The organism is Burkholderia sp. AU17457 (genome assembly GCF_002223255.1).
Classification (GTDB): domain Bacteria; phylum Pseudomonadota; class Gammaproteobacteria; order Burkholderiales; family Burkholderiaceae; genus Burkholderia; species Burkholderia sola.
Window position 1 is genome coordinate 1,921,609 of record NZ_NKFB01000003.1, and the last position, 20,536, is coordinate 1,942,144.

The following is a 20,536-nucleotide window of genomic DNA, read 5'->3' on the forward strand; positions in this document are numbered from 1 at the left end:
CGGATTATACCGTAAAGCCCGCCCTTCTCTCAGCAATTGACGTGATGATCGCGCCCTTTCGTGCGGGCCCACGCCGACACGAACCGGCCGGCCGGTCGGCGCCGCGCGCATGCGCGCCGGCGGGCGTTCCGGCCGCCCGGCGAAGCGTCAGGCGCGCTTCGCGAGCGGCGCGCCTGCCTGCGAAACGCCGCCCTCCTCCGCCTTCAGCGAATTCAGCATCCGCTGCAATGCGCGGGCGGTCTCGATCGGCCGTTCCATCGGGAACAGGTGGCTCCCCTCGAGCCATTCGATGCGCCCGCGCGTCGCGCGGCGCGTCGCATCGAGCCCGACCTGCCGCACCTCGCGCGAGCGCGTGCCGGCGAGGAAGCCGAGCGGCACCGGCGCGCCGTGCGCGAGCCGCGGGCCAAGCGTGTGCGGCAGCGTCCGGTAGATCAGGTATTCGACCTGCCGGTCGAACGCCAGCGCGCGCTCGCCGTCGGCGCCGGCCTGAGGGATCCCGTGGTCGATATAGTCGGCGAGCATCCGCTCGTCCCAGCGCGCGAACGCGGGCTTCTCGCGAAAGTGCCGCCACACTTCGTCGCGGCTCGTCCAGCGCGTGCGCCGGTTGCGCGTCGCGGCGGCCGGCGACAGCCGCTCGTCGAGCCCCGCCCACTGGCTCGCGCGCAGCGCGCCGGCGCGCCAGCCCGCGATGATCGGCGAATCGATCATCACGACGCCGCGCACCCACTGCGGCTTCTTCAACGCGGCCATCAGCGACAGGTAGCCGCCGAGCGAATGGCCGACGAGCCAGACCGGGCGCTCGTAGCGGCTGCCGATATCGTCGAGCAGTTGTTCGACGAGATGCGGCCAGTCGCGCGTCACCGGGTAGCGGCGATCGTGGCCGATCCGTTCGATGTAGCGCAGCTCGTAGTCGTCGGCCAGTTCGGCGAAGATCGTCCGGTACGTCGACGCCGGAAAGCCGTTCGCATGCGAGAAGTGGAGGATGTCCTTCAAACGCCGATGTCTCCTTTGTCGGCGGGAGTCAGTGCTTCAGCACGTACTCCCACCCATGCTTCGCGGTCGGTGGGCGTAAGCGCTTCAGCGCTTACGCCAGCCCCATGCTTCGTATTTATCTGTGTCGGAACCGCGCTTCGGCACGGTAGGCCGGCCTGGCGCTTTCCGTCCCGATACGCCGGCCTTCGCCGCGCTCACCGGTCCATCCAGTACCGGCGCCGTTCGTCGCGATAGCGCGCGAATGCGAACCCGCCGCCGGCCGGCGCGACGTCGAACCGCACGGCGCCGTCGCGATCGGTGCGCGGCAGCGGAATCCCGCGCGCCTCGTAGCGGGCGAGGACCGTCCGGTGCGGATGGCCGAAGCGATTGCGATAGCCTACAGGAAAAGCCGCGACGCGCGGCCCGACCGAATCGAGGAAAGGCTCGATCGACGACGTACGGCTGCCATGGTGCGGAACGACCAGGATCTGCGCGGCCAGCGCGTCGCGCGCGTCGGCCACCAGCCGACGCTCGGCGGCAGCCTCGATGTCGCCCGTCAGCAGCGCGGAGGTGCCGCCGGCGTCGATACGCAGCACACACGATTGTCCGTTGGACGAACCCGTGCCCACCCCGCCCGGCGGCCACAGCATCGTGAAGACGACGCCGTCCCAGCTCCACCGCTGCCCGGCTGCGCAAGGCAGCCGATCGGCCACGCCGGCCGCCTGCGCATCGCGCCACAGCCGGTGCCGCGGCGCAATACCGGCCAGCAGCTGACGCACGTCGGCGGCCGCATAAACGGCCGGCGCGCCGCCCGCATGATCGGCATCCGCGTGACTGAGGACGAGCGAGTCGATCGTCGCGATGCCGCGCGCCCGCAACGCCGGCGCGACGATCCGCGTACCGGCGTGGGACGACTCCGCGCCCGGCCCCGCATCGAACAGCAACGTCCGCCGCGCGGTTTCGACCAGCACCGCCGCGCCTTGCCCGACGTCGAGCACGGTCAGCCGAAAGCCGCCCGGCGGCGGCGCATCGGGCGCCGGCGCGACGAGCGGCAGCCACGTCAGCGGCGCCGCCCAGCGCAACGGCCAGCCGCGCGGCATCAGCGCCCACGCGACGCCCACGCATGCGAGCGCCAGTACCGGCCAGTCGGGCATGCGCAGCCAGAACACGCCGGCCGGCCAGTCGGCCAGGTGCGCGAGCAGCGTCATCATCGGTGCGAGCGCCGCATGCGCAAGCCGAAAGGCCGCCGCATCGAGCGGCGGCGGCAACGCGATGCCGGCCAGCACGACCGGCGTCACGACCGAGCTGACCCACGGAATCGCGAACGCATTGCCGAACGGACCCGACAGGGAAACCTGCGCGAACCAGGCGGCGGTGAGCGGCGCAAGACCGATCGTCACCGCGTACTGCACGCGCGTCGCCTCGGCGATGCGGCGCCGGCCACGCGTCGCCCACCCGCGCAACCGGCTTCGCAAGCGGGCCGCGCCGCTTTCCGCGCCCGCTTCGTCGACATCGTCGAGCTCGCGCACCGCACGCCAGCCGGCGACGGCCAGCAGGATCACCGCGACCGCACCGAACGACAGCCAGAAGCCGGCCGACAGTACGGCCCACGGATCGGCGAGCAGCACGCCGCCGAGCGCCGCGCACAACACCGCGGACGTCGGCACGCTGCGGCCGGCCAGATACGCGACGCCGCCGCCCGCGATCATCCACCACGCGCGCTGTGCCGGCACGTTGAAGCCGGCGAGCGCGGCGTAGCCCGCGGCAGCAACCAGCGCGGCAAGCGCGGCCGCGTACGGCGCCGGCAACACGAGCGTCGCGGCCCGCGCGCGCCAGCGCACGCGGCGCCAGACCATCGACACGAGCCAGCCGGCAATCGCGCCGACCAGCCCGACATGGAGACCGGAAATCGCGACCAGATGGCTCGTGCCCGTGTTGCGCAGGACGCGCCAGTCGTCGTCGCCAATGCCCGACTGGTCGCCGATCGCCAACGCCGCGACGATGCCCCGGTGCGCCGCATCGGTGCCCAGCACCGCGCCGATGCGTGCGCGCAGCGTGTCGCGCACCCGATCGATCGATGCACGCCATCCCGATACGCGCGCATCGAGCAATACCGCCCGACGCGGTGCACTGACATAGCCGATCGCACGAATGCCCGCGGCGAGCCATGCCGCCTCGCTGTCGCGCACGCCGGGATTGGCCTCGGCATGCGGACGCTTGAGACGCACGACGAAACGCCAGCGTTCGGCAGCGCGCAAATCCGGAAGCGCATCGCGTGTCGCGGATGCGCCGTACGCGCGCCACGACAACCGGATCAACGGCGGAAAACGGGCGAGGCCTGCATCGTTCGACTCGACCGCCAACAGCAGCCGCGCGCCTGTCTCGTCGACGACGGGCAGCCCGCGGATCACGCCCGTGACGACGATGTCGCGCCCTTCCCACTCGACAGGCAGGCTGTCGCGCAGCCGCCATTCGGCGCGCGCGGCCGCATAGCCGAACCCCGCGACGCAGGCCGCGACCGCGCACAGCATCCATCCGCATACCACGACCGCGCGCGTGCGCCGCCGACGCACGCACCATGCGCCCAGCGCCGCGCAGCCCGCGAGCACGGCTGCTCCGATCGTCCATGCGACCGCCCCGGGCAACGCCGCCTGCCGCTGCAGCACGACGACGCCGAGCGCGAACGCGATCCACCACACGCGCATTCCGCCTCCTCGTCGACCCGGCGCCGCCCCCTGCAACGCGGCGCCTTCCGGCAACGATTATGCGGACGAAAGTGCGAGTCGCGGCAGCGCGGCGAGCGCGTTAGCCGAAGTGCATACGGCCAGTTCGCCAGTCTCGAGCCCGCGCAATTCGGCGAGCACGCCGCCGATCCGCGGTACCTGATCAGGCGTATTGCGGGATTTGTATGCCCATTCGGGCGCGATGTCGGGCGCGTCGGTCTCGACGACGAGCGCGTCGAGCGGCAACTCGGTGGCGAGCCGGCGGATCTGCCGCGCGCGCGTGAAGGTCACGTTGCCGCCGAAGCCGAGATGCAGCCCCTGCGCCAGGTACGCTTCGGCCTGCTGAAAACTGCCGTTGAACGCATGCGCGATGCCGCGCCGCACGCCGAAACGGCGCAGCCCGGCGAGCACGCGGTCCTGCGACTTGCGCACGTGGCACAGCACCGGCAGGTCGAATTCCCGCGCGAGCCTGAGCTGGCCCTGATAGAAGAACTGCTGCCGCGCTTCGTCGAGCCCCGGCACGAAATAGTCGAGCCCGATCTCGCCGATCGCGACGAACCGCGGATCGTCGAGGCTCGCCTCGATCTCCATGCGCAGCCGGTCGAGATCGGCGTCGCGCGCCTGCGGCGTATACATCGGATGGATGCCGAGCGCATAGACCGCGCCCGGCGTGCGCTGCGCGAGTTCGCGCACCGTCGTGAAGTTGTCGCGCCCGATGCTCGGGATCACGATGCGCGACACGCCGACCGCGCGCGCAGCCTGCGCGACCCCGTCGCGGTCGGCGTCGAACTCGGCGGCATCGAGATGGCAGTGCGTGTCGATCCACATGTCAGCGGTCCTGCGTCGTTGCGCCGTGCCGCGACGAACCGGCGGCCGGCCAACGGCGTGGCTTTTTTACACCGGCAGCGCCGGCTCCTCGTGCAGCACCCCGTCGCGCAGCCGCATGATGCGGTCGCAGCGCGCGGCGAGATCGGGGTCGTGCGTGACGATCACGAAACTCGTTTCGAGCGTCTCGGACAGTTCGAGCATCAGGTTGAACACCGTGTCGGCCGTCGTGCCGTCGAGGTTGCCGGTCGGCTCGTCGGCGAGCACGCACGCGGGCTTCGTGACCAGCGCGCGCGCGATCGCGACGCGCTGCCGTTCGCCGCCCGACAGCTCGCCCGGCCGGTGCTTCGCCCGCGGGCCGAGACCGACGCGTTCGAGCATCGCCTGTGCCTGCGCGCGCGCGTCCTCGGTCGTCATCCGGCGGATGCGCAGCGGCATCGCGACGTTGTCGAGCGCCGTGAACTCGGGCAGCAGGTGATGGAACTGGTAGACGAAGCCGAGCGCGCGGTTGCGCAGCTCGTTGCGCTCGCGCTCGGCGAGCTGCGTAAACGGCTTGCCGAGCAGCGACACTTCGCCGGCGCTCGGCTCGTCGAGACCGCCGAGCACGTGCAGCAGCGTGCTCTTGCCGGACCCCGACGCGCCGACGACCGCGAGCTTCTCGCCGCGCCGCACCGTCAGCTCGGTGTTGTTGAGCACCTGCACGTTGAAGCCGCCCTGCACGAACGCCTTCGTGATCCCGCGCGCCTGAAGCACGTATTCCTGCATACCTGCCGAATCCTGTCTGTTGTGTTGTTGTCGTGAATCCGCGAATGCGGCCGCGCGGTCATTCATAGCGGAGCGCCTCCGCCGGCTTCACCTTCGCGCCGCGCCAGCTCGGATAGAGCGTCGCGACGGCCGACAGCGCGAACGCGATCAGCCCGATCCGGATCACGTCGCTCGCGACGAGTTCGGACGGCAGCTCGCTGATGAAGTACACCGACGGCGGCAGGAACTGCACGCCGAACAGGTGCTCGATCATCGGGATCAGCCACGGGATGCTCCATGCGATCAGGCAGCCGAGCGCGACGCCCGACGCGGTGCCGACGAAGCCGATCGTCACGCCCTGCACGACGAAGATCTTCATGATCGACCCCGGCTGCGCGCCGAGCGTGCGCAGGATCGCGATGTCGGCCTGCTTGTTGGTCACCGTCATCACGAGCGACGACACGAGGTTGAACGCGGCCACCGCGATGATCAGCGTGAGGATGATGAACATCATCCGCTTCTCGATCTGCACGGCCGAGAACCACGTCTTGTTCTGCTGGGTCCAGTCGCGGATGTACAGGCTGCCCGACAGCGTATGCGACAGCTCGACCGCGACCTGCGGCGCCTTCTGCATGTCGGTGAGCCGCAGCCGCACGCCGGTCGGCGCGCTCATCCGGAACAGCGCCTCGGCGTCGCGGATGTTGATCATCGCGAGCGTGCTGTCGTATTCGTAGTGGCCCGATTCGAACACGCCGACGACCGTGAACTGCTTCAGGCGCGGCATCATGCCGGCCGGCGTGATCGAGCCTTCGGGCGCGACGAGCGTGACCTTGTCGCCGACCGTCACGCCGAGATTGCCGGCGAGCGCGTCGCCGAGCACGATGCCGAACTGGCCCGGCACGAGCGCGCCGAGCTGCCCGGCCTTCATGTCCTTGCCGATGTCGGAGACCTGCGGCTCGAGCGACGGCTCGACGCCGCGCAGCATCACGCCGCTCACCGCGTCCTGGCGCGTGAGCAGCGCCTGCGCGTCGACGTACGGCGCCGCGCCGATCACCGACGGATTGCGGCGGGCTTCCTGCGCGGTCAGTTGCCAGTCGGGCATCGAACCCGTCGGCGAGAACACCTCGACGTGCGCGAGCACCGACAGCATGCGGTCGCGCACTTCCTTCTGGAAGCCGTTCATCACCGACAGCACGACGATCAGCGCCGCGACGCCGAGCGCGATCCCGAGCATCGACACGAGCGCGATGAAGGAAATGAAGCCGTTGCCGGTCGTGCGTTTGCCGGCGCGCGTGTAGCGCCAGCCGATCTGCCATTCGTACGGAAGTTTCAAGCGAATCCTTTCTGCTGGTTACGGCGGGAGGCGGGAGGCGCGCCGCGGCCGGACCGCCGCCGGGTGGCGGCCGGCAGCCCGGGCACGGTCGAAAAAACGGCCGCCGGACGCGAACGGGCCGTCAGCCGGCCCGATCACGCGCGCAGTTTGCCATACAATGCGCACCATCATGCACGACCGACGCCTCCATTTTCTCGTTCCGTTCGCGCTGCCGTCGGCGGCCGACGCGGCCTCGTCCCTGCACACGCTGGACAGCCCCGCGCTCCAAAAGTTGCTCGCCCGCGCGAGTCTCGTCGAGCGTGTGGCCGGCGAGGACTTCCAGCGCACGCTGCCGCACGAGCGCTGGCTGGCAAGCCGCTTCGGCGCCACGCAGGGCAACGCCGCGGACGAGGCGCCGCTCGCGCCCTACATGCTGTTGGCCGACGGCGGCGATCCCGGCACCCAGGCATGGGCGTGCGTCGAGCCCGTGCACGTCGAAATCGCGCACGATCACCTCGTGCTCGTCGATCCGGCCGCCCTCGCGCTCGACGACGGCGACGCGGCCGCGCTGCTCGCGGTCGCGCGGCCGCTGATCGAGGAGCTCGGCGTGCGGCTTGAAGCGCCGAACCCGGCGCGCTGGTACCTGTCGAGCGAACAGCTCGCGCGCCTTGCCGGCGCCGCGCCGCTGCGCGCCAGCGGCCGCAACATCGAGATCTGGCTGCCGCACGAGGCGCATACGGGCGAGCGCTCGCGGATGTGGATGAAGCTGCAGAACGAAGTACAGATGGCGTGGTTCCAGCATCCGGTCAACGAAGCCCGCGAGGCGCGTGGATTGCCGGCCGTCAATTCGGTCTGGTTCCATGCGCAGGGCACGCTGAAGCCGGTCGGCACACCCTTCGCGCGCGTGCTGTCCGCATCGCAGGCCGCGCTCGGCCTCGCACGCGCCGCACGAGCCGAAGCCGGCGGCCTGCCCGCGACGTTCGGCGCGCTGCCCGCCGCCGATGGCGCGACGCTCGTCGAGCTGCCGACGCTGACCACCCCGTTCATCGAGCAGGACTGGGCGCGCTGGCACGACGGCCTCGCCGCGCTGGAGCGCGACTGGTTCGCGCCCGCGCTCGCCGCGCTGCAAAACGGCGAGCTGGCGAGCATCGACGTCACGCTGTGCGGCGACACGAGCTCCGTCACGCTGCACGCCACACGCGCCGACCTGCGCAAGTTCTGGCGCCGCCGTGCGCTTGCCTCCCTGTTCGAATAACCCGCCCCCCCCGTATGACCCGCATCGTTACCCGCCCCGTCGCGCCCGCCGACGCCGAAGCGCTCGCGCGCCACGGCCTGCACCCCGTCCTCGCGCGCCTGTACGCGTCGCGCGGCGTGCAGTCGCCCGTCGATATCGAGACCGCGCTCGCGCGCCTCGTTCCGCCCACCGAGCTGAAAGGCTGTGCCGATGCGGCGGTGCTGCTCGCCGACGCGATCGCCGACAAGCGGCGCCTGCTGGTTGTCGCCGACTACGACTGCGACGGCGCGACCGCCTGCGCGGTCGCGGTGCGCGGCCTGCGGATGTTCGGCGCGCAGATCGACTACCTGGTGCCGAACCGCTTCGAATACGGCTACGGCCTCACGCCCGAGATCGTCGAGCTCGCGGCCGCGCGCAAGCCCGACCTGCTGATCACCGTGGACAACGGGATCGCGAGCGTCGCCGGCGTCGAAGCCGCGAACGCACGCGGCATCGACGTGCTCGTGACCGATCATCACCTGCCCGGCGACGCGCTGCCCGCCGCGCGCGCGATCGTCAACCCGAACCAGCCCGGCTGCGCGTTTCCGAGCAAGCACCTCGCCGGCGTCGGCGTGATGTTCTACGTGCTGCTCGCGCTGCGCGCCGAGCTGCGTCGCCGCGGCGCGTTCGCGAGCAAGGAAGCCGAACCGCGCCTCGACGGCCTGCTCGACCTCGTCGCGCTCGGCACCGTCGCCGACGTCGTGCGGCTCGACGGCAACAACCGCGTGCTCGTCGCGCAGGGGCTGCAGCGCATCCGCAACGGCCGCATGCAGCCGGGCATCGCCGCGCTGTTCCGCGCCGCCGCGCGCGAAGCGCGCACCGCGTCGGGCTTCGACCTCGGCTTCGGCCTCGGTCCGCGCCTGAACGCGGCCGGGCGGCTGTCCGACATGTCGCTCGGCATCGAATGCCTGATCACCGACGACATCGGCCGCGCGTGGGATCTCGCGCAGCAGCTCGACGTGATGAACCGCGAGCGCCGCGAAATCGAGGCCGGCATGCAGCAGCAGGCGCTCGCCGATCTCGCCGACGTCGATCCGGCCGACGCATGCACGATCACGCTGTTCAATCCCGAATGGCACCAGGGCGTGATCGGCATCGTCGCCGGCCGGCTCAAGGAAAAATTCCACCGCCCGTCGTTCACGTTCGCGCACGCCGACGACGACGGCAAGCGGGTCAAGGGCTCCGGCCGATCGATCGCCGGCTTCCATCTGCGCGATGCGCTCGACCTCGTGTCGAAACGCGAACCGGACCTGATCGTCGCGTTCGGCGGCCACGCGATGGCGGCCGGCCTCACGCTCGACACCGAAAACGTGCCGCGCTTCGCGGCCGCGTTCGAGGCCGTCGCGCGCGAATGGCTGTCCGACGATGCGCTGGCCCGCGTGATCGAGACCGACGGCGAACTCGAGGATGCGTACTTCACGCCGCAGTTCGTCGGCCTGCTCGACGAAGCCGTGTGGGGGCAAGGGTTTCCGGCCCCGCTTTTCTCGGGCGAATTCGACGTCGTGTCGCAGTCGCTCGTGAAGGAAAAGCACCTGAAGCTGCAGCTGGCGCGCGGCCGCCAGCGCTTCAACGCGATCTGGTTCAACCACACCGAGCCGCTGCCGGCGAGCGCGCTGGTCGCGTACCGGCTCGTCGCCGATACGTGGAACGGCGTGACGCGCGTCCAGCTGATCGTCGAACACGCGGCCGGCTGAGCGCCGGGCACCCGGCCGACCGGCCCGCGGCACTCGCGAGCCGCATGCGTGCCGCGCCGAACGGGGCCGCGGCGCGCATGCAAGCACACTCCGCGTCACCGGGAAACCCCACCGATCGGCTATAATTCCGCTTTTTTACGAAGCAAGAATAGCGAACGATCATGGAAGCGGAACGTCTCAACGCGATCGAAAGCTCCCTGCTCGACCTGCGCAACCGCGCGGGCGAGCTTCGGGGGTATCTTTGACTACGACGCCAAAGCTGCGCGTCTGACCGAAGTCAACAAGGAACTCGAAGACCCGAACGTCTGGAACGATTCGAAGAACGCCCAGGCGCTCGGTCGCGAGAAAAAGCTGCTCGAAGGCGTCGTCACGACGCTCACCGTGCTCGATAGCGACCTGCGCGACGCGCTCGACCTGTTCGAGCTGGCGCGCGAGGAAGGCGACGAAGACACCCTTCTCGCATCCGAAGAAGACGCCGCGAAGCTCGAGGCGCGCGTCGGCGACATCGAGTTCCGCCGGATGTTCTCGAACCCGGCCGATCCGAACAACTGCTTCATCGACATCCAGGCCGGCGCCGGCGGCACCGAGGCATGCGACTGGGCGTCGATGCTGCTGCGCCAGTACCTGCGCTACTGCGAACGCAAGGGCTTCAAGGCCGAGGTGCTCGAAGAGTCCGACGGCGACGTCGCCGGCATCAAGAACGCGACGGTCAAGGTCACGGGCGAATACGCGTACGGCTTCCTGCGCACCGAAACGGGCATCCACCGCCTCGTGCGCAAGTCGCCGTTCGACTCGTCGGGCGGCCGCCATACGTCGTTCTCGTCGGTGTTCGTCTATCCGGAAATCGACGATTCGATCGAAGTCGAGATCAACCCGGCCGACCTGCGCATCGACACGTACCGCGCATCCGGCGCGGGTGGCCAGCACATCAACAAGACCGACTCCGCGGTGCGGATCACGCACATGCCGACCGGCATCGTCGTGCAGTGCCAGAACGACCGCTCGCAGCACCGCAACCGCGCCGAAGCGATGGCGATGCTGAAGTCGCGCCTGTACGAAGTCGAAATGCGCAAGCGCCAGGCCGAGCAGGACAAGCTCGAATCGAGCAAGACCGATGTGGGCTGGGGCCACCAGATCCGCTCGTACGTGCTCGACCAGAGCCGCGTGAAGGACCTGCGCACGAACGTCGAAATGAGCAACACGCGGGCGGTGCTCGACGGCGATCTCGACGACTTCATCAGCGCGAGCCTCAAACAGGGCGTGTAAGCGCCGCGGCGCGGCCGGCCCGCGCCGCCCTTCCCGTTTGCGTTGCCGCACCCCACTCCGAATTCCGACCATCATGACCGAACCGACCCAAACGCAGCCCGCCGTCACGGCGGACGACAACCAGATCATCGCCGAGCGCCGCGAGAAGCTGCGCGCGTTGCGCGAGCAAGGCGTCGCCTATCCGAACGATTTCCGGCCCGAGCACCACGCAGCCGACCTGCAGGCCAGATTCGCCGATTCGGACAAGGCCGCGCTCGAAGCGAATCCGGTCGAGGTGTCGGTCGCCGGCCGCATGATGCTCAAGCGCGTGATGGGCAAGGCGAGCTTCGCGACGGTGCAGGACGGGTCGGGCCAGATCCAGTTCTTCGTGACGCCGAACGACGTCGGCGCCGACACCTACGACGCGTTCAAGAAGTGGGACCTCGGCGACATCGTCGCCGCGCGCGGCGTGCTGTTCCGCACCAACAAGGGCGAGCTGTCGGTCCAGTGCAAGGAACTGCGCCTGCTGTCGAAGGCGCTGCGTCCGCTGCCGGACAAGTTCCACGGTCTGTCCGACCAGGAAATGCGCTACCGCCAGCGCTACGTCGACCTGATCGTCACGCCGGAAACGCGCGACACGTTCCGCGCCCGCACGAAGACGATCGCGTCGATCCGCAAGTTCATGGACAACGCCGAGTTCATGGAAGTCGAGACGCCGATGCTGCACCCGATCCCGGGCGGCGCGGCCGCGAAGCCGTTCGTCACGCATCACAATGCGCTCGACATGCAGATGTTCCTGCGCATCGCGCCGGAGCTGTACCTGAAGCGCCTGATCGTCGGCGGCTTCGAGCGCGTGTTCGAGATCAACCGCAATTTCCGGAACGAAGGCGTGTCGCCGCGTCACAACCCGGAATTCACGATGATGGAGTTCTACGCCGCGTACACCGACTACCGCTGGCTGATGGACTTCACCGAGCAACTGATCCGCCAGGCGGCGATCGATGCGCTCGGCACCGCGACGATCCAGTACCAGGGCCGCGAGCTCGACCTCGCGAAGCCGTTCCATCGCCTGACGATCACGCAGGCGATCCAGAAGTACGCACCCGACTACACCGACGGCCAGCTGTCGGACGACGCGTTCCTGCGCACCGAACTGAAGCGCCTCGGCGTCGACGTGTCGCAACCGGCGTTCCTGAATGCAGGCATCGGCGCGCTGCAGCTCGCGCTGTTCGAGGAAACCGCGGAATCGCAACTGTGGGAGCCGACCTACATCATCGACTACCCGGTTGAGGTGTCGCCGCTCGCACGCGCATCGGATACGGTGCCGGGCATCACCGAGCGTTTCGAGCTGTTCATGACCGGCCGCGAGATCGCGAACGGCTTCTCGGAGCTGAACGATCCGGAAGACCAGGCCGCGCGCTTCAAGAAGCAGGTCGAGCAGAAGGATGCGGGCGACGAGGAAGCGATGTTCTTCGACGCCGACTACATCCGCGCGCTCGAATACGGGATGCCGCCGACCGGCGGTTGCGGGATCGGCATCGACCGTCTGGTGATGCTGCTGACCGACAGCCCGACGATCCGCGACGTGCTGCTGTTCCCGCACCTGCGCCGCGAAGACTGACGGCCGCCCCCGCGTGTGCGCCGCCCCCCTCGTGGCGCGCACGCGTCGGCTTTGTAACGACGCGTAAATCCCGCCAGCCGGCGTCCGCCGGCCTACGATCCTCCCCCTTTTTATTCCCTCGCGGCGACGCGCTTCTCCGGGTTTTCCCGGAAACGTCCGCCCATGCCCCGCTGCAATTCGTTACACCTTGATACGGCGCACCGCCCGGCCGTGGACGACACTCCTGTTGCGTCACCACGCATGACTACGGGACCAGAACGAGGCGCCGGAACGCCGAGTCTGCTCGCTCCCGAGCGTGGGATCCTGCTGCGGCGCCGTGCGCCGATCCGGATCGACCTTGGAGAACAAAATGGACAACCAGAATCAGACCACGCCGCAAAAGCAACGCCTCCACCCGCTGATCGCCACCGCGGCCGGCGCCGTCATCGTCGCCAGCCTCGCGGCGACGGCAGCGATCACGGGCGTCTTCCCGAAAGCCACCAGCAGCAACGAGCAGAACGGCCAGACCCAGGCCGCGCTGATCGCGTCGCAGCCGGCCGTCGATACGGCCGCGGCCGCCAGCGCCGCGCTGGCCGCGCAAGCGCAGCGGCAGGCAGCGGAACAGGCGGCCGCGCAGCAGAAGGCGGCCGTCGCGCAGGCCGAGCCGAAGCCGGCGCCGCGCCCGGCTGCGCCGCACCGCCGTCACACGACCGCCCCGCAGCCCCCGCAATACGCGCAGCAGCCGTCGGCGCCTGCGCAGACCTACTGCCAGAGCTGCGGCACGGTCGTCTCGATCACGCAGACGCGCACGCCGGGCCAGAGCTCGGGGATCGGCGCCGTGGGCGGCGCGGCGGCCGGCGGCCTGCTCGGCAACCAGTTCGGCAACGGCAACGGCCGCACCGCGATGACGATCATCGGCGCGCTGGGCGGCGGGCTCGCCGGCAACCAGGTCGAGAAGCAGGTTCGCGCGGAAACCGACTATCAGGTGCAAGTGCAGATGGAAAGCGGCGCGACGCGCACGTTCACGTACCGCAACCCGCCGCCGTTCGGCCAGGGCCAGCGTGTGCGGATCGAGAACGGCACGCTGGTCGGCGCTTAACGCCGATGGTGTAATCATCGGCGGCCGCTGCCTGCGTGTCGTGCGCGGGCAGTTCGCTCAAAACGAAAACGGCTCGCGAGCAAAGCGCTCGCGAGCCGTTTTTCATTGGCGCGGCGTGCATCGTTGCCATGCACGCCCCGGCCGGTCAGTCCTCGTCGTCGAAATCCGATTCGTCGATCCAGTGTGCCTGGATCGCCTCGAGGATCTTCTCGCCGGAGTGCGCCGGATCGTCATTGAAGCCGTCGAGTTCGAGCACCCACTGGCGCAGGTCGACGAAGTTGATCCGCTGCGGGTCGATGTCCGGGTGCTTGTCCGCCAGCGCAATGGCTATTTCACGCGAATCGGTCCATTTCATCGCCTGCCTCCGGTTCCTGTCAGTGATTTTCCTTCGCGTGGTTGATCGAGTACTTCGGGATCTCGACCACCAGGTCCGAATCTTCCTTCACGATCGCCTGGCACGACAGGCGCGACGTCGGCTCGAGGCCCCACGCCTTGTCCAGCAGATCATCCTCGTCCTCCTCGGACGGCGCCAGATCGTTGAAGCCTTCGCGGATCACCACGTGGCACGTCGTGCATGCGCACGACTTCTCGCATGCATGCTCGATCTCGATCCCGTGATCGAGCAGGTTGTCGCAGATACTCTTGCCGGGCGTCGCGTCGATCACCGCGCCGTCCGGGCACAGTTCGACGTGAGGCAGCACCACCAGTTGAGGCATGTTCGTTCCGTCAGTCAGGGTGCGGCGCCATGCGCCGCACGTTCATCATCGCGCGGGCCGTTGCCGGCCGATGCGCGGTTCGTAGGTTCAGATCTCGTCGAGCCGGCGGCCCGACAGCGCGCGCTTGATGCTCTTGTCCATCCGGCGCGCCGCGAATTCGTCGGTCCCGTCGGCCAGCGCCTTGGTCGCCGCTTCGATCGCATGCGTATCGTCGCCCTGCGCGACCGTGCGCAGCGCCGCGGCCAGCGCGTCGACCTGCGCGCGCTCGTCGGCCTCGAGCAGTTCGCCATCGGCCGCCAGCGCGGCCTGCGTCGCCTCGAGCATCCGCTCGGCCTCGACCTGCGCTTCGCGCAGCGCACGGGCGCGCATGTCGATTTCGGCGGTCTTGAAGCTGTCTTCCAGCATCTTCGCGATGTCGTCGTCGGCGAGGCCGTACGACGGCTTCACGACGACCGACGCCTCGACGCCCGACAACTGCTCGCGTGCAAACACCGACAGCAGGCCGTCCGCGTCGACCTGATAGGTCACGCGAATGCGCGCGGCGCCCGCCGTCATCGGCGGAATGCCGCGCAGCTCGAAGCGCGCGAGCGACCGGCAGTCGGCGACGAGCTCACGCTCGCCCTGCACGACGTGGATCGCCATCGCGGTCTGGCCGTCCTTGAAGGTCGTGAATTCCTGCGCGCGCGCGATCGGAATCGTCGAGTTGCGCGGAATGATCTTCTCGACGAGGCCGCCCATCGTCTCGACACCGAGCGACAGCGGAATCACGTCGAGCAGCAGCCAGTCGTCGCCGGTGCCGCGATTGCCCGCGAGCAGATCGGCCTGGATCGCCGCGCCAAGTGCGACGACCTGGTCCGGATCGAGGTTCACGAGCGGCGGCTGGCCGAAATATCTGGCGACCGCGTCGCGGATCACCGGCATGCGCGTCGCGCCACCGACGAGCACGACGCCCTTGATGTCGGCCGGCGTGACCTGCGCATCGCGCAGCGCCTTGCGGGTCGGCGTGAGCGTGCGCTGCACGAGCGGCTCGACGAGCGACGCGAACGTGTCGTGCGAAATCGTCTGCACGAGATGCGCGCCGCTCGACAACGTCACGTTGAGCGCAGCCTCGGGTGCCGACGACAGCGCTTCCTTCAGCACGCGCACGCGGTCGAGCAGCAGGCGAACGTCCTCGGGCGCGAGCGTCTTCGCGTCGATACCGGCCTGCGCGAGCACGTGACCGAACAGCGCGTGGTCGAAATCGTCGCCGCCGAGCGCGGAATCGCCGCCCGCGGCCAGCACCTCGAACACGCCCTTCGTCAGCTTCAGGATCGACAGGTCGAACGTGCCGCCGCCAAGGTCGTATACCGCGTAAAGGCCTTCGGCCGCATTGTCGAGGCCGTAGGCGATCGCCGCGGCGGTCGGTTCATTCAGCAGGCGCAGCACGTTGAGGCCGGCGAGGCGCGCGGCATCCTTGGTCGCCTGGCGCTGTGCATCGTCGAAATACGCGGGCACCGTGATCACCGCGCCGACCAGCTCGTCGCCGAGCGTGTCTTCCGCGCGATAACGCAGCGTCGCGAGAATCTCGGCCGACACTTCGACCGGGCTCTTCACGCCGTCGATCGTGCGGATCTGCACCATGCCCGGCGCGTCGACGAATTCGTACGGCGCGTTCGCCGCGCCTTCGACCTCGGCCTTGCCGCGGCCCATGAAGCGCTTGACCGACACGATCGTGTTACGCGGATCGGTCGCGGCCTGCTCCTTCGCTTCGTGGCCGATGCGGCGGCCGCCCTTCTCGAGGTAACGGACCACCGACGGCAGCAGCACGCGGCCCGCTTCGTCCGGCAGGACTTCGGGCACGCTGTTGCGCACGGCGGCGACGAGCGAGTTCGTCGTGCCGAGATCGATCCCGACGGCGAGTCGCCGCTGGTGCGGCGCCGGCGCCATGCCCGGTTCGGAAATTTGCAGTAAAGCCATCTTGGTTCGTTCGGGCGCTCGGCCCGTTTGCTGCGCGTGCCGCAAGGCACGCGGTTAAGTTTCGAGGCGCTCGATCTGCGCGCCCACTTCCGACGCGACCCGTTCGATGAACATCAGCTGACGCACGGCTTCCGCGGCGGCCTGGTCCGCACCGCTGTCGAGCAGCGTGCCAAGGCGCTCGACGCGCACGCGCTTCTCGTCGCGCAACTCGGCGAGGAGCGCATCGAGCGCGTCGACGTTGCGGGCGGCCGCGGCATCCTCGATGCCCTCGCGCCATTCCATCTGCTGCATCAGGAAGGCGGGCTCCATCGCCGTGTTGTTTTCCGCGCCGATGTCGACGCCGCGCAGCGACAGCAGATAGGACGCGCGCTTCAGCGGATCGCGCAGCGTGCGGTACGCCTCGTTCGCGCGGGTGGCCCATTGCATCGCGATGCGCTTTTGCGCATCGCCGGCCGCCGCGAAGCGGTCCGGGTGCACCTGCGTCTGCACCGTCCGATAGGCGGCGTCGAGCGCCGTCTCGTCGAGCGCGAATTGCGCCGGCAGATGAAACAGGTCGAAATGGCTGTCTTTCAGCGAAACCATCGTCGCGTTCAATTCCGGTTCGTCGCGCGGCAAACGCCGCACATTAAAAAGGCGGCCCGTGCCGCCTGTTGCCCGCATCGCGCGGAGGGAGCCGCGTCACACGCGGAACGATTCCCCGCACCCGCACTCGTCCTTCACGTTCGGGTTGTTGAACTTGAACCCTTCGTTCAGGCCTTCGCGGGCGAAGTCGAGCTCGGTGCCGTCGATATAGGCGAGGCTCTTCGGATCGACGACGACCTTCACGCCATGGCTCTCGAACACCTGATCCTCGGGGGCCAGCTCGTCGACATACTCGAGCTTGTATGCGAGCCCCGAGCACCCGGTCGTGCGAACGCCAAGCCGCAGGCCCACACCCTTGCCGCGACGGACGAGGTATTTCTGCACGTGCTGTGCTGCTTTTTCGGTCAGTGTAATTGCCATGATGTCCTTGCCGCGGCGCGCCGCCGGGGCCCGCCGCGTTTCCTTCCCTAGCCGCTCGATGCCGTTCAGGCTGCTGCCTGATCGCTTTCCTTGGTGTCGTGGCGCTTCTTGTAGTCGGCCACGGCTGCCTTGATCGCGTCTTCCGCGAGGATCGAGCAGTGAATCTTCACCGGCGGCAGCGCGAGTTCCTCGGCGATCTGCGTGTTCTTGATCGACAGTGCCTCGTCGAGCGTCTTGCCCTTCACCCATTCGGTGACGAGCGAGCTCGATGCGATCGCCGAACCGCAACCGTAGGTCTTGAACTTCGCGTCTTCGATCACGCCGTCCGCGCCGACACGAATCTGCAGCTTCATCACGTCGCCGCATGCCGGCGCGCCGACCATGCCCGTGCCGACCGTGTCGTCGTCCTTCGCGAACGAACCGACGTTGCGCGGGTTTTCGTAGTGATCCAGAACCTTGTTGCTGTAAGACATGACTCAGACTCCTTGACTCGTTACGTCTGCGTGCGTCAATCCGCCCGCGGTTGCATTCAATGCGGTATCAGTGTGCGGCCCATTCGATCGTCGACAGATCGATGCCTTCCTGGTGCATTTCCCAGAGCGGCGACAGCTCGCGCAGCTTCGCGATCTTGCTGTTCAGCAGATCGACCACGAAGTCGACTTCCTGCTCCGTCGTGAAGCGGCCCACCGTGAAGCGGATCGAGCTGTGCGCGAGCTCGTCGTTGCGGCCGAGCGCACGCAGCACGTACGACGGCTCCAGCGACGCCGACGTGCACGCGGACCCCGACGACACCGCGACGTCCTTGATCGCCATGATCAGCGACTCGCCTTCGACGAAGTTGAAGCTGATGTTTAGGTTGTGCGGGACACGGCGATCCATGTCGCCGTTCACGTAGGTTTCCTCGATCTGCGACAGGCCGCGCAGCAGCTTGTCGCGCAGCATGCGGATGCGCTCGTTCTCCGTCGCCATTTCCTCGCGCGCGATGCGGAACGCCTCGCCCATGCCGACGATCTGGTGCGTCGCCAGCGTGCCCGACCGCATCCCGCGCTCGTGACCGCCGCCGTGCATCTGCGCTTCGATGCGCACGCGCGGCTTGCGACGCACGTACAGCGCGCCGATGCCCTTCGGGCCGTAGGTCTTGTGCGCCGAGAACGACATCAGGTCGACCTTCAGCTTCGCGAGGTCGATCGCGACCTTGCCAGTCGACTGTGCGGCATCGACGTGGAACACGATGCCCTTCTCGCGGCAGATTTCACCGATCGTCTCGATGTCCTGGATCACGCCGATCTCGTTGTTCACGTGCATCACCGACACGAGAATCGTGTCCGGGCGCAGCGCGGCCTTGAACACGTCGAGGTCGATCAGGCCGTCGTCCTTCACGTCGAGATAGGTGACTTCGAAACCGTCGCGCTCGAGCTCGCGGCACGTGTCGAGCACGGCCTTGTGCTCGGTCTTCACCGTGATGATGTGCTTGCCCTTCCCCTTGTAGAAGTTCGCGGCGCCCTTGATCGCGAGGTTGTCCGACTCGGTGGCGCCCGACGTCCAGATGATCTCGCGCGGATCGGCGTTCACGAGCGCGGCCACCTGCTCGCGCGCCTCCTCGACCGCGCGCTCCGCGTCCCAGCCGTAGGCATGGCTGCGCGACGCCGGGTTGCCGAACTGCTCGCGCAGGTACGGCACCATCTTGTCGACCACGCGCGGATCGACGGGCGTCGTCGCGCTGTAATCCATGTAGATGGGCAGGTGGAGAGTCTCTTGGGTCATCTGTCGCTCCGGGTATTCTATGCAGGGACTATGTGCGTTATGGGGTATGGCGGGCGCCTTCGCGCTCACGAACTCGCGATGTTGAACACCGAATTGGGGCCGAGCGGCATCGTGCGCACGGGCTCGGCCGGTGCGGCGACGGGCTCCGGCGCGCGCCGGTCGCGCAGCACCGCAGGGGCGCCCTCGCGTGCGCGCTGCTGATCGACGAGATCCTGCAGCGACACCGAATCGAGGTATTCGACCATCTTCTGGTTCAGCGTCGACCACAGCTCGTGCGTCATGCAATGGCCGTCGGGCTGCTTCGAGCCGTCGCACGTGCCTTTGCCGCCGCACTGCGTGGCGTCGAGCGGTTCATCGACCGCGATGATGATGTCGGCAACGGTGACGTCCTGCGCGCGACGCGCGAGGTTGTAGCCGCCGCCCGGGCCGCGCACGGATTCGACGATTTCATGCCTGCGCAGCTTGCCGAACAGCTGTTCGAGATACGAGAGCGAAATCCGCTGGCGCTGGCTGATGCCTGCAAGCGTCACCGGGCCCTGCTCCTGGCGCAGTGCCAAGTCAATCATCGCCGTGACGGCGAAACGGCCTTTGGTGGTGAGTCTCATGGTGTCTAGGGGACTGCAATCTTGACGATTTTGGTCAAGTATAAATATTTGATGTTTTTAGTCAAGTATCCATGCCTTTGAAAGGGTATTCGCAGACCGCTGAATAGCGCGCGGTCAGTGCGCCGTGCGCGCGCGGAGCGTCTCCAGCAGGCCCGCGCATGCGCGCTCGATTTGATCGAGCACCTGCTCGAAGCCCTGCGCGCCGCCGAAATACGGATCGGCCACTTCGGTTTCGGTCGCGCCCGGCGCGAATTCCATCAGCAGGCGCACCTTGTCGCGATGCTGCGGTGGACAGCGGCGGCGCAGCTCGGCGAGATTCGCTTCGTCCATCGCGAGCAGCAGGTCGAAACGCTCGAAATCCGCCGCGCTCACCTGCCGCGCGCGCAGCGCCGACAGATCGTAGCCGCGGCTGCGGGCCGCCGCCTGCGCACGCGTATCGGGCGGTTCGCCCACGTGCCAGTCGCCGGTGCCGGCCGAATCGATCGCGATCCGGTCGGCCAGTGCGGCCGCATCGACCTGGTGGCGCATCACGCCCTCCGCGGTGGGCGAACGGCAGATGTTGCCGAGACAGACGAAACAGATCGCAACGCGCGTCATCGCACTATCGGAAAGCCGCGGCGAACCGCGTGGGAGAAGAACGCGCCATTATACAAAGGCGGCCGACATCGCGCCGCCGCGCGAAGCGACGGCGCCATGCATTACAGCGCCTTCGGCGCAGCGAGCGCCATGTCGCCGGATGCTGCCGGCAGCGGCTGGGCGGCGTCGCCGACCAGCCCGAACGACACCGCGCGCGCCAGTTCGGCGGACGCCTGGTGAACCGCGAGCGGGCCGCGCGACGGCGCATCGGCCATCGCATGCAGATAGGCAACCGCTGCCAGCGGAACCACGATCGCCAGCGGCCAGTACATCGATATTGTCTTTTTCATGATGCGGACCTCGTTGACCTCGTACCCCGAAACCCGATTCCGGGGACTACAGACGAGATTCTATAGACCGCATCTATCAA

The 20,536-nt window shown here is 68.4% G+C and carries 20 protein-coding genes; 5 read left to right on the forward strand and 15 right to left on the reverse strand.

Translation table 11 applies throughout. The features are described from left to right. Window positions 1–147 precede the first annotated feature (147 nt). The 5 genes from CFB49_RS11680 to CFB49_RS11700 form a co-directional block, all read right to left on the reverse strand. Window positions 148–993: an alpha/beta fold hydrolase gene (locus CFB49_RS11680; protein WP_069617731.1), complete on the reverse strand. Its 846-nt coding sequence runs from the start codon at window positions 991–993 to the stop codon at window positions 148–150. Between the two features lie 194 nt (window positions 994–1,187). Next, complete coding sequence (locus CFB49_RS11685; protein WP_089491362.1) at window positions 1,188–3,677, reverse strand: DNA internalization-related competence protein ComEC/Rec2; 2,490 nt, start codon at window positions 3,675–3,677, stop codon at window positions 1,188–1,190. A gap of 57 nt (window positions 3,678–3,734) precedes the next feature. Next, on the reverse strand, window positions 3,735–4,523 hold the full coding sequence (locus CFB49_RS11690; protein ID WP_069617733.1) for a TatD family hydrolase: 789 nt from the start codon (window positions 4,521–4,523) through the stop codon (window positions 3,735–3,737). 66 nt (window positions 4,524–4,589) lie between these two features. Beyond that, complete coding sequence (gene lolD / locus CFB49_RS11695) at window positions 4,590–5,351, reverse strand: lipoprotein-releasing ABC transporter ATP-binding protein LolD (RefSeq protein WP_175806125.1); 762 nt, start codon at window positions 5,349–5,351, stop codon at window positions 4,590–4,592. Then, the gene (locus CFB49_RS11700; protein ID WP_006483000.1) at window positions 5,344–6,597 is read right to left on the reverse strand and encodes a lipoprotein-releasing ABC transporter permease subunit; all 1,254 of its coding nucleotides are present in this window, start codon (window positions 6,595–6,597) and stop codon (window positions 5,344–5,346) included. Before CFB49_RS11700 ends, lolD begins: the two co-directional genes overlap by 8 nt. A 157-nt stretch (window positions 6,598–6,754) precedes the next feature. Here CFB49_RS11700 and CFB49_RS11705 point away from each other — a divergent pair, with 157 nt between their 5' ends. From CFB49_RS11705 to CFB49_RS11725, 5 genes are all read left to right on the forward strand, one after another. Continuing rightward, window positions 6,755–7,831 (forward strand): regulator, encoded by a 1,077-nt coding sequence (locus CFB49_RS11705; protein WP_179234888.1) that lies wholly within the window; start codon window positions 6,755–6,757, stop codon window positions 7,829–7,831. A gap of 14 nt (window positions 7,832–7,845) precedes the next feature. After that, a complete protein-coding gene (gene recJ, locus CFB49_RS11710) occupies window positions 7,846–9,543 on the forward strand; it encodes a single-stranded-DNA-specific exonuclease RecJ (protein ID WP_089491363.1) in 1,698 nt (565 codons plus the stop codon). Between the two features lie 161 nt (window positions 9,544–9,704). Further along, a protein-coding gene (gene prfB / locus CFB49_RS11715; protein ID WP_124504323.1) for a peptide chain release factor 2 occupies window positions 9,705–10,809 on the forward strand; the annotation gives its coding sequence in 2 pieces (ribosomal slippage) (window positions 9,705–9,785 and window positions 9,787–10,809; 1,104 coding nt in all). 73 nt (window positions 10,810–10,882) lie between these two features. After that, window positions 10,883–12,409 carry a lysine--tRNA ligase gene (lysS, locus tag CFB49_RS11720; protein WP_089491364.1) on the forward strand — a complete coding sequence of 509 codons (1,527 nt, stop codon included), beginning with the start codon at window positions 10,883–10,885 and terminating at the stop codon, window positions 12,407–12,409. 349 nt (window positions 12,410–12,758) lie between these two features. Then, complete coding sequence (locus CFB49_RS11725; RefSeq protein ID WP_089435265.1) at window positions 12,759–13,487, forward strand: glycine zipper 2TM domain-containing protein; 729 nt, start codon at window positions 12,759–12,761, stop codon at window positions 13,485–13,487. A gap of 145 nt (window positions 13,488–13,632) precedes the next feature. Here CFB49_RS11725 and iscX read toward each other — a convergent pair whose 3' ends face one another. The 10 genes from iscX to CFB49_RS11775 all read right to left on the reverse strand — a co-directional run bounded on the left by iscX (window position 13,633) and on the right by CFB49_RS11775 (window position 20,456). Next, on the reverse strand, window positions 13,633–13,842 hold the full coding sequence (iscX, locus tag CFB49_RS11730; RefSeq protein ID WP_069621826.1) for a Fe-S cluster assembly protein IscX: 210 nt from the start codon (window positions 13,840–13,842) through the stop codon (window positions 13,633–13,635). A 19-nt stretch (window positions 13,843–13,861) separates the two neighbouring features. After that, window positions 13,862–14,203, reverse strand: a complete 342-nt coding sequence (gene fdx, locus CFB49_RS11735) for an ISC system 2Fe-2S type ferredoxin (protein ID WP_089491365.1) — start codon at window positions 14,201–14,203, stop codon at window positions 13,862–13,864. Between the two features lie 87 nt (window positions 14,204–14,290). After that, window positions 14,291–16,159, reverse strand: a complete 1,869-nt coding sequence (gene hscA, locus CFB49_RS11740; RefSeq protein ID WP_089491366.1) for a Fe-S protein assembly chaperone HscA — start codon at window positions 16,157–16,159, stop codon at window positions 14,291–14,293. Window positions 16,160–16,213: 54 nt separating this feature from the next. Continuing rightward, the gene (gene hscB / locus CFB49_RS11745) at window positions 16,214–16,741 is read right to left on the reverse strand and encodes a Fe-S protein assembly co-chaperone HscB (protein WP_006491598.1); all 528 of its coding nucleotides are present in this window, start codon (window positions 16,739–16,741) and stop codon (window positions 16,214–16,216) included. Window positions 16,742–16,837: 96 nt separating this feature from the next. Then, window positions 16,838–17,161, reverse strand: a complete 324-nt coding sequence (gene iscA, locus CFB49_RS11750) for an iron-sulfur cluster assembly protein IscA (RefSeq protein ID WP_011885413.1) — start codon at window positions 17,159–17,161, stop codon at window positions 16,838–16,840. Between the two features lie 65 nt (window positions 17,162–17,226). Further along, window positions 17,227–17,634 carry a Fe-S cluster assembly scaffold IscU gene (iscU, locus tag CFB49_RS11755; protein WP_006478389.1) on the reverse strand — a complete coding sequence of 136 codons (408 nt, stop codon included), beginning with the start codon at window positions 17,632–17,634 and terminating at the stop codon, window positions 17,227–17,229. A 67-nt stretch (window positions 17,635–17,701) separates the two neighbouring features. Beyond that, complete coding sequence (locus CFB49_RS11760) at window positions 17,702–18,925, reverse strand: IscS subfamily cysteine desulfurase (protein WP_069621823.1); 1,224 nt, start codon at window positions 18,923–18,925, stop codon at window positions 17,702–17,704. A gap of 65 nt (window positions 18,926–18,990) precedes the next feature. After that, window positions 18,991–19,530, reverse strand: a complete 540-nt coding sequence (gene iscR, locus CFB49_RS11765; RefSeq protein WP_006401955.1) for a Fe-S cluster assembly transcriptional regulator IscR — start codon at window positions 19,528–19,530, stop codon at window positions 18,991–18,993. A 114-nt stretch (window positions 19,531–19,644) separates the two neighbouring features. Next, on the reverse strand, window positions 19,645–20,127 hold the full coding sequence (locus CFB49_RS11770; protein ID WP_089491367.1) for a low molecular weight protein-tyrosine-phosphatase: 483 nt from the start codon (window positions 20,125–20,127) through the stop codon (window positions 19,645–19,647). A 101-nt stretch (window positions 20,128–20,228) separates the two neighbouring features. Continuing rightward, window positions 20,229–20,456: a hypothetical protein gene (locus CFB49_RS11775; protein WP_050013005.1), complete on the reverse strand. Its 228-nt coding sequence runs from the start codon at window positions 20,454–20,456 to the stop codon at window positions 20,229–20,231. Window positions 20,457–20,536 lie beyond the last annotated feature (80 nt).